At 51.1% G+C, this 13,452-nt stretch carries 13 protein-coding genes and 2 other annotated features; of the genes, 11 read left to right on the top strand and 2 right to left on the bottom strand.

What is annotated here, in order from left to right:
• Nucleotides 1–1,080 carry a non-homologous end joining protein Ku gene (gene ku, locus A372_RS0119770; RefSeq protein WP_019422629.1) on the bottom strand — a complete coding sequence of 360 codons (1,080 nt, stop codon included), beginning with the start codon at nt 1,078–1,080 and terminating at the stop codon, nt 1–3.
• Between the two features lie 182 nt (nt 1,081–1,262).
• Here ku and A372_RS0119765 point away from each other — a divergent pair, with 182 nt between their 5' ends.
• From A372_RS0119765 to A372_RS0119735, 7 genes are all read left to right on the top strand, one after another.
• Nucleotides 1,263–1,454, top strand: a complete 192-nt coding sequence (locus A372_RS0119765; RefSeq protein ID WP_019422628.1) for an H-type small acid-soluble spore protein — start codon at nt 1,263–1,265, stop codon at nt 1,452–1,454.
• A 175-nt stretch (nt 1,455–1,629) separates the two neighbouring features.
• Complete coding sequence (tsaE, locus tag A372_RS0119760) at nt 1,630–2,109, top strand: tRNA (adenosine(37)-N6)-threonylcarbamoyltransferase complex ATPase subunit type 1 TsaE (protein WP_019422627.1); 480 nt, start codon at nt 1,630–1,632, stop codon at nt 2,107–2,109.
• Nucleotides 2,110–2,111: 2 nt separating this feature from the next.
• Complete coding sequence (tsaB, locus tag A372_RS0119755) at nt 2,112–2,969, top strand: tRNA (adenosine(37)-N6)-threonylcarbamoyltransferase complex dimerization subunit type 1 TsaB (protein WP_019422626.1); 858 nt, start codon at nt 2,112–2,114, stop codon at nt 2,967–2,969.
• A gap of 70 nt (nt 2,970–3,039) precedes the next feature.
• Nucleotides 3,040–3,543: a ribosomal protein S18-alanine N-acetyltransferase gene (gene rimI, locus A372_RS0119750; RefSeq protein ID WP_051004521.1), complete on the top strand. Its 504-nt coding sequence runs from the start codon at nt 3,040–3,042 to the stop codon at nt 3,541–3,543.
• A gap of 63 nt (nt 3,544–3,606) precedes the next feature.
• A complete protein-coding gene (gene tsaD / locus A372_RS0119745; RefSeq protein WP_019422624.1) occupies nt 3,607–4,656 on the top strand; it encodes a tRNA (adenosine(37)-N6)-threonylcarbamoyltransferase complex transferase subunit TsaD in 1,050 nt (349 codons plus the stop codon).
• A 184-nt stretch (nt 4,657–4,840) separates the two neighbouring features.
• Nucleotides 4,841–5,123 (top strand) — a binding site (T-box leader).
• A gap of 82 nt (nt 5,124–5,205) precedes the next feature.
• Nucleotides 5,206–5,479: a binding site (T-box leader), on the top strand.
• An 83-nt stretch (nt 5,480–5,562) separates the two neighbouring features.
• A complete protein-coding gene (locus A372_RS0119740) occupies nt 5,563–7,176 on the top strand; it encodes a 2-isopropylmalate synthase (protein WP_019422623.1) in 1,614 nt (537 codons plus the stop codon).
• 338 nt (nt 7,177–7,514) lie between these two features.
• Nucleotides 7,515–8,555 (top strand): S66 family peptidase, encoded by a 1,041-nt coding sequence (locus A372_RS0119735; protein WP_019422622.1) that lies wholly within the window; start codon nt 7,515–7,517, stop codon nt 8,553–8,555.
• A gap of 350 nt (nt 8,556–8,905) precedes the next feature.
• Here the strand turns inward: A372_RS0119735 and A372_RS0119730 are convergent, their stop codons facing one another.
• Nucleotides 8,906–10,879, bottom strand: coding sequence for an ABC-F family ATP-binding cassette domain-containing protein (locus tag A372_RS0119730; protein ID WP_019422621.1), 1,974 nt, complete (start codon nt 10,877–10,879; stop codon nt 8,906–8,908).
• Between the two features lie 381 nt (nt 10,880–11,260).
• Between A372_RS0119730 and A372_RS0119725 the strand changes: the two genes are divergently transcribed.
• From A372_RS0119725 to A372_RS0119710, 4 genes are all read left to right on the top strand, one after another.
• Nucleotides 11,261–11,920: a 5-formyltetrahydrofolate cyclo-ligase gene (locus tag A372_RS0119725; protein ID WP_019422620.1), complete on the top strand. Its 660-nt coding sequence runs from the start codon at nt 11,261–11,263 to the stop codon at nt 11,918–11,920.
• Between the two features lie 28 nt (nt 11,921–11,948).
• Nucleotides 11,949–12,428, top strand: coding sequence for a cyclic pyranopterin monophosphate synthase MoaC (moaC, locus tag A372_RS0119720; RefSeq protein ID WP_019422619.1), 480 nt, complete (start codon nt 11,949–11,951; stop codon nt 12,426–12,428).
• A 68-nt stretch (nt 12,429–12,496) separates the two neighbouring features.
• The gene (locus tag A372_RS0119715) at nt 12,497–12,988 is read left to right on the top strand and encodes a MogA/MoaB family molybdenum cofactor biosynthesis protein (RefSeq protein ID WP_019422618.1); all 492 of its coding nucleotides are present in this window, start codon (nt 12,497–12,499) and stop codon (nt 12,986–12,988) included.
• Nucleotides 12,989–13,149: 161 nt separating this feature from the next.
• A complete protein-coding gene (locus A372_RS0119710; protein WP_026011179.1) occupies nt 13,150–13,419 on the top strand; it encodes a twin-arginine translocase TatA/TatE family subunit in 270 nt (89 codons plus the stop codon).
• The last annotated feature ends 33 nt before the right edge of the window (nt 13,420–13,452 follow it).

Here is a 13,452-nt window from a genome sequence, read left to right as displayed (position 1 = left end):
CTACTGTGCCGCTTCATCCGCTTGCTTCTTCGTGGTCTTGCGCCGCGAGCGGCGAGCGGCTGGCTTCGCTTCCAGCTCTGCTTCCACCGGCGCTGTGCCAGTCGCTGCCCCTGGAAGCTCTGCCGCCGCCTTGCGGGAAGTCCGCCGGCGCGTCGTTGGCGCCGCTTCCTTCGCCTCGCCTGCCGCTGCGGACGGGTCGGCTGTGGCCTTCTTCCGCGGCTTGCGCGACGCCGGCGCAGGTGCCGCCCCCGCACCGGTGTCCGAGGCGGTTGCCACTGCACGCCCAGTGCCCGGATCGGTGCCGAGCGGCTGCTTCATCGCATTGATGCTCGCCTGCAAGGCGGCCATCAAGTCGACGATGTTGTCCGCAGGCTGCACGGACGGCGCGGCGCTCACTTCTTGTCCAGCAATCTTCCGCTGTATTTGATCCAATAGCCGTGCCCGATATTCATCCGTATATTTTTCAGGTTCAAATTCGGTCGATAATTGGCTAATCAGCAGCTTGGCCATGTCGAGCTCCTTTGGATTCACCTCCACATGCTCAGGGACGTTCGGAACCTGAGATAAGGCACGGATCTCGTCTGGATAGAACATGGTCTCCATGACAAGGCAGTTGTCGATGACCCGAATCGCCGCCAGACTGCTCTTGGCACGAATCGTTACTTTGGCGATGCCAATCTTGGCGGTCTCTTTCAACGCTTCCCGCAGTAGCTGGTACGCATTCGAACCGGCTTGATCAGGGGACAAATAGTACGTTTTCTGGAAATAAACGGGATCGATCTCCTTTAAATCGACGAAATCCAAAATGGTAATGGCCCGGTTCGCATCTTCCTGCAACTGCTCCAACTCGTCCTTGTCGAACAGAACAAACTTGCCCTTCTCATATTCATATCCTTTTATGATCTCATCCCAAGCGACTTCTTTGTCACAGACGGGGCAGCTGCGAACGTAGGACAGCGGGCTTCCGCATTCTTTGTGAATCATGCGCATTGAGATGTCTTTGTCTTCAGTGGCGGTATGCATTTTGACGGGGACGTGAACAAGCCCGAAGCTTATGGCGCCTTTCCATACTGTATGCATGACGGTCCCTCCTTTGTTGTTTCACTGGGTCTGGTACTTGCCTTCTTCCGTGATATTGCGTGTTTTTACGTGCATTACTCTGCTTTCTTCTCAGTATGCGACCGATTTCTCGGATCTACCCATGCATGAAAAAGGCAGCTTTGAGTCACGTTAACAGCGACACCGTAAGGAGGAAGATAACGATGCATGTCAGTCGTGCGAAGCAAATTATCGAGATGACGGATACAGTGCCTGTCCGCTTGGATGACGAGCATCCCGTCTGGATAGAGAGTGTGGACGAAGCGAACGAGATGGCAACGGTTCAAGTAGGAACGAATCCGACCAATACCCATACTGTATCCGTGGGACGTCTGGTGGAAGAGAAGAAAAAGTGAATGATTGAACCGCATGATGGCGTCTGCAGCTTGCAGGCGTCATTTTTTGTGATGTGAATGATGTGGAAGCTTAGGGACAAAGCGGTTGGCAGCTTAGGATTTGTGATATAATAATGAATCAGTTACTAGAGGATGCGACTCATAGATTTTGATGTGGCTTTGTATGGAGGGAATTATGAATCAATCAGCGGAATTTGCCTTCCGATCCACGAGTGAAGCGGATACGGAGCGGTTAGCCGAACGGCTTGCCGCACGATTTCAACCGGGTACGGTTATTGGGCTTGATGGCGATTTAGGAGCGGGCAAGACCCGTTTCTCACAGGCGGTTGCCAAGGCGCTGGGCATTACGGAAATTGTGAATAGTCCGACGTTCACCATCATTAAAGAATACGAAGGCGTTGAATTGCCTTTATATCATATGGATGTATATCGAATATCGATGGCGGAAGCGGATGAACTGGGGCTGGACGATTATTTTTACGGTGATGGGGTATCGCTTGTGGAGTGGTCCAGCATTATTACGCCGATCTTGCCCCCGAAGTATCTTCACTTATTCATTCAGGCGGACGGCGAACACGAGCGCATTATTCGGCTGACAGCCTACGGCGAACCATATGTGACGTGGGTGAACGAACTTAAACGGATGGGAGTATAATCATGGCGGAACAACAAGGCATTCACAACGAACAGGTACTGGCTCTGGACACAGCTACGGCTATGATGACCGGCGCGCTGCTTAGACAAGAGCAAGTCGTCTGTGAGCATGAATCGCAAGCGGAGCGCAACCATTCCATTATGCTCGTGCCTGCCATTCAATCCATGATGAAGGAGCAAGGCTGGACTGGGAGCGAAGTGGATCTGGTCACGGTTGGTGTGGGGCCTGGATCGTATACGGGCGTTCGCATTGCTGTAACGGCGGCCAAGACGATGGCTTGGGCGTGGCGTAAGCCGGTGATAGGGGTATCCAGCCTCCATGCGCTCGCTTTGAGCGGGGTGGAGCTGTGCTGTGAGGAACGGCCGCTGCAATGTGCGGGGCAAGGAATGACAGGCGACTGGATATTTCCGTTAATGGATGCACGACGGGGACAGGTCTACACGGCTCGCTTTGCCGCAAGAGACATGGCAACAGAGGACGGATGTCCTTATGTACAGCGTGAGCAGGAGGACGGTATCCGTCTGTTCAGTCAACTCGCAGAAGAGACCGAGCAAGCTTTGCGGGAGAGCGTCGGTGAGCAGGGTACCAAGTTGGCTCATTCCGTGAAGCGTGTATGGTTTGTAGGTGAGGTAGATCCGCAGCGAGAGGCGATCAAGGCGCTGCAGGCACAATTCGGCGAAAGAATTCAAGCGGTGTCTTGCACGATGAAGTCGCATTGGATCGGCAGATTGGGGCTGCAGGCATGGCGCAGCGGCGAACGGACAGACACACACCGAATCGAGCCGAATTACACGCAATTGGCAGAAGCGGAAGCGAAGCTGCTAGCCAAGGAACAAGCTGCCGCGAGGGCGAACAAGTAACCGTAAAAGGAGCGCGATCCGGATGGGACAAGCTGAACGGAGAGATGAGCAAGCCGCGTCTGAAGGACCAATGGATACCGATAAGCAAGGTGCAACGGGAGATAAGCGTCGTGGTGGCAGAGAAGAGGTTCCCGTCGACTTTCGTTGGATGGTTATTGAGGACATTCCCGGCGTCATGACGGTGGAGCATGCCTCTTTTACGATGCCGTGGACACCAGATGCCTTTCGCAACGAGCTGACGCAAAATCATTTTGCTAAATATGTCGTCATGATTTTCGAGGAACGTATTATCGGTTATGCCGGTATGTGGACGGTTCTTGATGAGGCGCACATTACGAATATTGCCGTTCTTCCCGAATTTCGGGGTCATGGACTGGGCGAGCGTCTGCTCTTAGAGCTGGTGGTGCGCGCCATGGCGCTTCAAATGCAGAAGATGACCTTGGAAGTTCGTGTATCCAATCAAGTGGCACAGCAGCTATACGCCAAGTTCGGATTTACAGGCTGCGGGATTCGAAAAGGTTACTATTCAGACAATCAAGAAGACGCGTTGATTATGTGGACGGATTTGGCATAGATGTTGGCGGTGAAAGTTCCATCTTCTTTCAATAGCGTCGAATGACTAAAGCAGGTGAATTTATTGATAAATTGTAGTTCTGCACCATCGAAATCATGCATTATTCTGGCCATAGAAACGAGCTGCGACGAGACGTCGGTAGCGATCGTGCGTGACGGACGCGAAGTGTTGTCCAATATGGTGTCGAGTCAAATCGACGTTCACCGCCGCTTCGGCGGCGTCGTACCGGAGATTGCCTCCCGCAAGCATGTGGAGACGATAACGGTCATGCTGGAACAAGCGGTTGACGAAGCGGGCATTAGGATGTCGGATGTGGATGCGATTGCTGTAACACAAGGTCCAGGCCTTGTAGGCTCGCTGCTCGTCGGCATTGTCGCCGCGAAGGCGTTGGCTATGGCGTTGGATATTCCGCTCATCGGCACACATCATATTGCAGGACATATATATGCCAATCAACTTACGGAACAATTGGTATACCCTTGTATGGCGCTTGTCGTGTCCGGTGGACACACAGAGCTTGTCCATATCGAGAGCGAAGGGCAGTTCCGCGTAATTGGGAAGACTAGAGACGACGCTGTTGGCGAAGCCTATGATAAAGTAGCACGGGCCGTCGGATTTCCTTATCCGGGCGGCCCGCATATCGACCGCTTGGCTGGCGAGGCTGACGATGTTGCTGAGCTGCCGCGCGCTTGGCTGGAGCCGGATTCCTATGACTTTAGCTTCAGCGGCTTGAAGTCTGCGGTCTTGAATGCGTTGAATCAAGCGAAAATGCGCGGTGAACTGTCGATTCATGCTGCGGTAGCACGCGGATTTCAGGAATCAGTAATTGACGTGCTGACGGGCAAAGCGATGCGTGCCGTACAAGAGTACAAAGTGAAGCAGCTGTTGCTCTGTGGCGGCGTGGCGGCGAATCGCGGTCTCCGTGCGGCTTTAAGTGAACGCTGCAAGGCGGAAGGCGTTCCGCTTCTCGTACCGCCGTTCGAATACTGCACCGATAATGCGGCGATGATTGGCGCTGCCGCCTATTTGAAATGGAAGAGCGGACAATTCACTTCGCTTGATTTCACAGCAGAACCGCAGTTCTCCCTAGAAGGCTGGTCTACCGATAAGTAAAAGTTGTACATTTTACTGGATTGTTTTTCAACGGATCTTACTTCGTCCGCAGAGAAGGATTGAGTACAGCATATATAGTTCCGACTTTTATAGCTAAGTGATCAACTATTTGTTCAAAAGGTATTGACTATGCTTGCAATGGACAATATAATAACCTAATCCTTCCATGGAATGGGAATATCGGTGAAACGCTAGGACCAGGAGTAGTAAGGTATAGACTTGTCTAAGAGAGCTGCGGGATGGTGCGACGCAGCGGCAGTTGACCTGAACTCGCCTGCGAGCGGAATGGCGGAATCGACTATGAAGTACGCCATTACGGAGCCCCCGTCATCGGGCGCGCATAGCGACGAATGTCCGGACATAGGCCCGACGTTGTGCGTATGAAGCGGATGGCTGCTTCATCTTTCGCGAAGATGAAGGCCCATCAAGTAGAGTGGTACCACGGCAGAACACCTGTCGTCTCTAATCGAGACGACGGGTTTTTTTTATTTTCAGAAACATAACTTGAAATTAAGACATCATTTGGAACGAACCTATAGACATGAATAAGATAACACGATGAACAGGAGTAGTAAGACAATAGACGCCTTGTCAGAGAGCTGCGGGATGGTGCGACGCAGCGGCGGAACGGTCTGAACTCGCCTGGAAGTGGAGCTGCTGAATGCGAAGCTGTATGGTCGATCGATTTCGAGCTACAGCGAAGTGTTAGGCCGCTACGGTCCCTCCCGTTACAAGGATCAAGCGGAAGCATGGCAACGTTACGTTTACGTTCGCCATCGCCTCAATTGGAGTGGTACCGCGGCAGCATCCTGTCGTCTCTATATTTTAGAGACGACAGGATTTTTTTTGTGGAAATGGAAGCGTGTGTGTAAATCGATAATTAATGGATACTGGAGGATGAATACAATGAATAATGAACATCACTTTCATAGCATGAACGGGAAGAGAATCCACATATTCGATACAACACTTCGCGACGGAGAGCAAGCGCCTGGCGCTGCTTTGACACTGGATCAGAAGCTGACGCTGGCGTCTCAACTGGCACGGCTTGGAGTAGATGTTATGGAGCCGGGCTTCCCGGTATCCAGTCCAGGCGAGTTCGAAGCGGTGCAGCGTATCTCGCGCATGCTGCCGGAGGTGGAAATCTGCGGCTTTGCACGGGCGGTGCGCGGCGATATTGATGCGGCAGTGCGCGCAACAGCGGATGCCGCCTCTCGCCGCATCCATGTCTTCGTCTCCGCCTCGGATATCCATCTGAAGCACCAACTGCGCAAATCACGGGCAGAGGTAAAGCAGATGGCGCGGGAAACGGTCGCTTACGCAAAGCAATTCGTCGATCGGATCGAATTTACGGCCATGGATGCGACGCGCGCGGATGTGGATTACGTCGTCGAAATGGTGGAGGCGGCCATTGAAGAAGGGGCGACCATCATCAATCTCCCCGATACGGTCGGTTACGCGCTGCCTGAAGAATACGGGGCCTTATTCCGGAAGGTGCGTCAAGGAGCACGCGGAGCGGAGCATGTAACCTTCAGCGCGCACTGCCATAATGACTTGGGCCTGGCCGTGGCAAACAGCCTTGCCGCAATCCAGGCGGGCGCCACGCAGATCGAAGTGACTGTGAACGGGGTCGGAGAACGCACGGGGAATTGCGCGCTGGAGGAGCTCATCATGGCGCTCGACACAAGAGGCGAAGCTTTGCAAGCCGACACGCAAATCCGGCCCGAGTACTTGTATGAGACGTCGCGCATGGTCAGCCGTATGATGCATTTTCCAATTGCCTTCAATAAGCCTGTCGTCGGACGCAACGCCTTCCAGCACGAATCAGGCATTCACCAAGATGGATTGCTGAAGCATCGCAGCACCTATGAAATTATGGATCCGGTGAAGCTTGGCATTCCGCATCATATGATCATTCTCGGCAAGCATTCAGGCCGACATGCGTTGAAGCATCGTGCTGCTCAATATGGAGTGCAGTTGGACACGATAGAATTGGATGAGGTATACGATCGCTTTAAGGAAATAGCAGATAAGCAAAAGGTCGTCACGGACGATCAATTGCTGCAATGCATCGGGGAGACGCTGCATCAGCAACTGGAGCCCATTCAATTGCTCGATGTGCAGGTGATCGCGGGCAGTTCTCGCGCTCGTGTCGCTTCCGTTACGGTCAAGGATCAAGCGACAGGGCTGGAATCTACTTATGCGGGAGTTGGCAGCGGGCCAATTGAAGCAGTCATTCGGGCAATCGCGCAATCTGTGCAGGCACCGGTCCAATTTGAAGACTTGGAGCTGCATTCCCTGTCTTCTGGAGAAGAAGCGTCGGGTGAGGCCGTCGTCACGGTGTCCCTGCACGAGCATACGTATCAAGGAAGCGCCATGAATCAAGATATTGTGCTGGCTGCTGCGCAAGCCTATATTGCGGCATGCAATCAAGCGCTTCGCGCCCAAGAGAACAGCGGGGATAGTGAGATCGAAGCCGTTCCAGCAGCTGTTCAAGCGCATGCCAAAGAGATATCCTAAGCCAGTGTGGACAAAGTTATCCACATATCCTGTTGAAAATGTGGATATAACGCTTACAGCCTTTCAGGACTTAAGTTCTATTTGCCATGAAAAAGGGGATAGCTTTTGCACACAAAAGTGGTTTCCCTGTGGATAATGTGGATAAATCGGTGGATAATGTTGGTTTACAATAAATAAATACTGGTGCACCAATAAAAAAACGAGGTTGGATTGCAAAAAAGTTCTCATTTGCATGGGGCGATTTTGTGCATAACCTGTGACTTTCATGAACATATATTTTTCGTCAGAAGCAAGCATGAAAATCAGCATGCGTCATTCCCATCAAAGGAGGAGAAATCTTGTCCGACACAATCAAATATCCAGCACCGCTAAGAAAAGGAGATTGCATTGCCATTACCGCCCCTTCCAGCGGGGTTGAAGAACACTTGCATCATTTACTGACACGATCAAAACTGGCGTTCAAGGATTTGGGGTACGAGGTCATCGAAGGAAATACGATTTGGACGAATGATAAATGCGTTAGTTCTGGCAAGGAGCAAAGGGCGCGCGAACTTCAAGCCGTTCTGTCAGATGAGAAAGTGAACGCTGTTATTCCGCCTTGGGGTGGGGAATTCCTTATGGAAATATTGCCTCTCTTGGATTGGGATTCATTGAAAAATCAACAGCCTAAATGGATTTTGGGATACTCGGATATCAGCACGTTCAACTTCGCCTATACGTTGCGAACAGGATGCGCTACGGCGCATGGAGTGAATTATATCGAGCTCGGTTCCGGCAATTGGGATGAGACTACTGCCCGTTGGGAGGACGTTTTGAACACGGAACATAACCAAACCGTTGTTCAGTCCTCCTCGGCTTTCTTTCAGTCTTCCTGGGACTTTTCCATTCCCGGATATCAGTTGGATACCCCGACAAGGTGGAAAACGCTTGGCCAGGAAGAGGATTCAGCTTGCGGGCTTCGTTTTGCAGGGAGACTGATGGGCGGTTGTCTGGATACCTTATCTAACCTTGTCGGCACACCTTTTGCGCCAATAAAAGAGTTCTCCCAAAAGTATTGCGAACATGACGGGATCATATGGTATATGGAAAGCAGTGAAATGAGTGCGGCCGATATATACAGGCGTTTATGGCAGATGAAGCAATGCGGGTGGTTCGAAAACACGAACGGTTTTCTTTTTGGGAGACCAAATGGTTACGCGCCAACCCAAAATTTCGAACTGCAGGATGCGCTGCACCACATCTTCGATGATTTACAGATTCCTGTCATCTATGATGTCGACATTGGTCATGTTCCCCCGCAATTGACTTTGGTCAATGGAGCCTTAGCGGAGGTGTCCTCGGCTGCCGGGGTAGGGAAGATAACGATGTCATTTTGTTAATAAGGTGTAATGTCAGAAGTGAGATATTTGGAGGTCCTAAGCTATGGGAAAAATACAAGACAGTGCTAAAGTGGTGCAAAATGGGACTGATTTGTTTGACATGGTAGTGATGTAATCGCATTGGAAAATATGCAGTGGAATGGGGCGTTGTGGCGGCCAAAAGTCATTTAGACGGTATTTTTTCCAGTGGATCGGGCTGCTTTTCAGCGACTGCTGCGGAAAGCAAGCCAAACCACTGGATGATTTCCATTGAAACCTATCGTCATGAGATATAAGTTGGTGTTTCATTGCAGAAAATCAATAGAGGAGAGACAGTGTAGAACTGTCCCTCCCATCAGCCAGACTTGTGTCTATTCTTCCATCAGTTGCTCCCATTCCGCATACACGGCGTTCAGCGCGGCTTTGTTCGCGTCCAGCTGCTCTTGTATGGATTGAACACGCACATAGTCGTTGTACACATCTGGCTCGGCAAGCTCCAGTTCTCGTTCCGAGATTTCCGCTTCAAGCTCCGCAATCTGCTGCTCCAATAGCTCCAGCTTCCGCTGCCGCGCGCGTTCTTCGCGCTTGGCCAGCTTGTCCGCTTCAAATGCCGCGGCTCCGCTCTTGGCATCATCCGCATCATCCGCTGCTTTTCCGCTTTGAAACGTCGAGGGTTTGCCCGTGCTTCCGGTCGTCTGCAAGGAAGCGCGTATCGCTTCATCTTCAGCTAACTCCTGCTTTTTTACTTGATAATCGTCATAATTTCCCAGGAAATGACAGGTTCCCGACGTACTCAATTCCACTATGCGTTCTGCCATTTTGTTCAAGAAGTAGCGGTCATGAGAAATGAACAGCACGGTTCCTTCATAATCCACTAGCGCGGACTCTAATACCTCCTTGCTGAACAAGTCCAAATGGTTCGTAGGCTCGTCCAGTATGAGCATATTGGCTTGCTCGAGCATTAGTTTAGCTAAAGCGACCCGGGCTTTCTCTCCACCGCTCAAGGAAGCAATCTTCTTCAGCACATCTTCACCGCTGAACAGGAAGCTGCCCAGTACGGTTCGAATCCGCACTTCTTCAAGGTAAGGATAAGCGCTCCATACTTCCTCCAGCACGGTATTGCTGTTATTGAGCGTAGTCTGCTCCTGGTCATAGTAACCGATCGAGACGTTCGTGCCCCAATGGAACTGTCCTGCTTGCAAGGGATGCTTTCCAATCAACGTCTTCAGAAGTGTTGATTTACCGATCCCGTTCGGTCCGATTAATGCGACCATCTCTCCGCGCTTTAACTCAAAGCTTGCATGCTGAAAGAGTGGCGGGTGATTCTCATAGCCGACAGCCGCATCCTGGACGTAAAGCACGTCTTTGCCGCTTGGGCGGCTAATCTCGAAACGGAAATTAGCCTTTTTCAAATCACCAAGAGGTTTGTCGAGGCGCTCCATCCGGTCCAGCGCTTTGCGGCGGCTTTGAGCACGCTTGGTCGTCGATGCCCGGACAAGATTGCGTTGCACGAAATCCTCCATACGCGCGATCTCATCCTGCTGCTTCTCATACATTTTTAATTGCTGCTCATATTCGGCCGCCTTCAATTCCATATACTTCGTGTAATTGCCGGTGTAGCGCTTCGCTTGGTGGCGCTCGATCTCAATAATTGTCGTCACCATCGCGTCCAGAAAATAGCGGTCATGGGAAACAACCAGAACCGCACCAGGATAGGAACGTAAATACGACTCAAGCCAGGTGAGTGTATGAATATCCAGATGGTTCGTGGGCTCGTCAAGCAGCAGGAGGTCAGGCTGTTGCAGCAAAATACGCGCCAGCGCCAGTCTCGTCTTCTGGCCTCCGCTCAACGTATGAATAGGAGTGGACGGATCCATTTGGCTGAAGCCCATTCCATGCAGCACGCTGCGGACTCGTGTTTCCATCTCGTATCCGCCTTGCTGGCGGAACCATTCTGAACGCTCCGCATAACGGTGCAGCGTGTCCTCGTACTTAGCCTCATCTTCAGCCAGCTTCGGATCTGCAATCTGATGCTCCAAGGCTCTAAGCTCTTGTTCAGCTTCCATTAAATGCTCGAAGACATGCATCATCTCGTTCCATATCGAACGCTCGGATTGCAGGCCGCTATTTTGCGCAAGATAACCGATGCGCGTTTCTTTGGACTTAAAAATGGTACCGCCGTCTGGCGTCATTTCGCCAGCGATCAACTGAAGAAGCGTAGACTTTCCGGCGCCGTTAACACCTACCAGGCCGATGCGCTCCCGTTCAAGAATTTGCATCGTAATGTTCGTTAATACGGGGGTAATCCCGTAATTTTTGCTCATGCCGTTCACTTGAAGCAGCACTTTATATCTCCTCCGTTTTGGACAAGTTAAGGTTAAAGTATGATTAGAAAAGTCCCCAGTAAAAAAATGAGGCAAGTAAAAGAAAAATGTCGAATTTGCCTTAAGGTATACGTCGTAATTTCAAAGGGGTTTTTAAACAACCTCCTTAAGTGTACTAAAAAAAGTGGAAAAGTGCGATAAGCCTTTCTTTAGGAACAACAGTATAACCTATGCGAGAGCTGCTTGGAGAGGAAGAAAAAGCGGGAATGGTGGCGGAAATGGAATAAGGATGGTAAACTAAGGTTGAAAATCGTGAAAAACAATGAAAATCAGTGTAATTGTACATAGATGGAAGAATGGAGCAATCTCTCATTAGGGGTTAACGTGAAGGGGGGATTTCCTATGTCGGTAGTTGAGTTGAAACGACAAATACGGCAGCGCTTCAAGCAGAGACGACGTAATGTCACCGATGAACAATATCGGTCAGCCAGCTTGGCAGCCTGCCGCAGAGCTGCTGCGCACGTTGCGGAGCTGCGCGAACAACGCGGCCGTCCGTTGCGAGTTTTCGCCTATCTCCCTTTTGGCAAGGAACTGGATATTACACAATTGCTTTATGCATGCCGTGCGGCGGGAGATGTAATATATATTCCTCGGACGGAAGCCGCCGATCATTCCATGACGCTGCATCGGTGGGATGATCGGACGCAGTTTACTACCGGATGTTTCGGGCTGCAGGAGCCGGTGCAAGAGACGGAACAGCTGCCGGTTGCGGACTGGCCGCAGCTTGATGTCATTGTCGTTCCGGGCATTGCCTTTGACCGTCAAGGAGGCCGTATGGGGCTGGGCGCCGGCTATTACGACCGCTTTTGGAATGAATTGATTAACGTGCGTCGGTTATCCTTGGTCTCCGAGGACGAAGGGAAACCTGCATCAGACATACTGTTGCCGATGCGAATAAGCTGTCTTTACGCTTGGCAAGTAACTGAAAGAGTACCGATGGAACCCCACGATATTACGGTCGAGTGTTTGTTTACGGAAGCCGACGTTATTTTTTGCATATAGAGCAGGAATTTCAGGAAGGAACACGAACATGGATCAATTAACCCATTTTAATGAAGAGGGACGCGCCAAGATGGTGGATGTGTCAGATAAGGACAGCACCGCGCGGAAGGCGGTTGCCCGCACAGAGGTTGCGATGCATCCGGATACGCTGCAGCGTATCAAGGCTGGACAGATAAGCAAAGGGGATGTGTTGGCCGTTGCGCAGGTGGCCGGAATTATGGCGGCTAAAAATACGTCGCAGTGGATTCCGATGTGCCATCCTTTACTGCTGACGGGGGTGAATATCTCTTTCACGGATAATGGCGTTGATACGTTAACGATTGAAGCTGAAGTGAAGACGTCAGGCAAGACCGGAGTGGAAATGGAAGCGCTGACGGCTGTATCCGCAACCGCACTCACGGTGTATGACATGTGCAAAGCGATGCAAAAAGATATGGTGATAGGTCCGACGATGCTCATAACGAAGAGCGGCGGCAAAAATGGAGATTATCGAGCGAATCATGCTTAACATAAAGTAATACATAGAATCGATTAAGGACAACCCGAAAAGGGGAATTCGTGGAAGGAGGAACGGGCATGCGCTGGAAAGTGGCGATTCTAACAGCAAGTGACAAAGGATCGCGTGGGGAACGTGAGGATACGAGTGCGCAGGTCATTCGCGAGCTGGTAGAAGAAGAGCTTCATGGAGAAATTGTCGAATACCGTATTGTACCTGACGAGATGAATGATATTTCGGCTTCGCTCATTGAGATGGCCGATTACTTTCGAGCGGACCTGATCATTACGACGGGGGGAACGGGGCTGGCGCCACGGGATGTGACCCCAGAAGCAACGTTAAAGGTCGTGGAGCGGGAAGTTCCGGGACTCGCTGAAGCGATGCGGCTTGCATCGATGCAGAAGACGCGCCGGGCCATGTTGTCACGCTCAGTATGCGGTATTCGCGGCAACACGTTGATTATTAATTTGCCGGGCAGCCCCAAGGGTGTTCACGACAATATGATGGCTATCATGGATCAATTGCCGCATGCACTGGAAATTGTAAGTGGCAACTATGGCGATCACGAATAATGATCATATCTTCAAAATATTGTTACAGTTCTTGGTATTTTACGGATAACAGGTATGATATGATGTAGATCACAGGAAGCTTTTAGAGGTTGTTCAAAAAGCTGAAAAACGTCCTTTTTGAACACGTGCTCTACACTAATGCGACGAAGGGAGAATACGCTGTGTTAAATGGTATTGGAGTATCAGGTGTTCTGTTGCTTTTGATCATTGCATTGTTGTTGTTCGGACCAAATAAACTGCCGGAGCTCGGACGAGCATTCGGGCGTACGCTGCGTGAATTCAAGGCGGGCGCGCGTGATATTATGGGAGATGAAGAAGAGACGAAGCCTGCCCGTAAGGAAGTGCAATCCGTCGACGTGAATCAAGCGCCGGCCGCATCGGCTCCCCAACCTGCCGCCAGCACTGAGCAACAACGTCGTTTGCCTGAATAATAGCGGTTTGAGGCGCTATTATTTCTTTGTATA

The organism is Paenibacillus sp. OSY-SE (genome assembly GCF_000283315.1).
Taxonomy (GTDB): domain Bacteria; phylum Bacillota; class Bacilli; order Paenibacillales; family Paenibacillaceae; genus Paenibacillus_B; species Paenibacillus_B profundus.
Note: the sequence above shows the minus strand (reverse complement) of the source record. Positions and strands in the feature narration are given on the sequence as shown.

Excerpts from the sequence above, each read along its gene's own strand:
- rimI (WP_051004521.1), top strand. The coding sequence starts at position 3,040 with ATGGATACCGATAAGCAAGGTGCAACGGGAGATAAGCGTCGTGGTGGC.
- tsaE (WP_019422627.1), top strand. The coding sequence starts at position 1,630 with ATGAATCAATCAGCGGAATTTGCCTTCCGATCCACGAGTGAAGCGGAT.
- tsaB (WP_019422626.1), top strand. The coding sequence starts at position 2,112 with ATGGCGGAACAACAAGGCATTCACAACGAACAGGTACTGGCTCTGGAC.
- moaC (WP_019422619.1), top strand. The coding sequence starts at position 11,949 with ATGGATCAATTAACCCATTTTAATGAAGAGGGACGCGCCAAGATGGTG.
- ku (WP_019422629.1), bottom strand. The coding sequence starts at position 1,080 with ATGCATACAGTATGGAAAGGCGCCATAAGCTTCGGGCTTGTTCACGTC.
- A372_RS0119725 (WP_019422620.1), top strand. The coding sequence starts at position 11,261 with ATGTCGGTAGTTGAGTTGAAACGACAAATACGGCAGCGCTTCAAGCAG.
- A372_RS0119715 (WP_019422618.1), top strand. The coding sequence starts at position 12,497 with ATGCGCTGGAAAGTGGCGATTCTAACAGCAAGTGACAAAGGATCGCGT.
- A372_RS0119740 (WP_019422623.1), top strand. The coding sequence starts at position 5,563 with ATGAATAATGAACATCACTTTCATAGCATGAACGGGAAGAGAATCCAC.
- A372_RS0119765 (WP_019422628.1), top strand. The coding sequence starts at position 1,263 with ATGCATGTCAGTCGTGCGAAGCAAATTATCGAGATGACGGATACAGTG.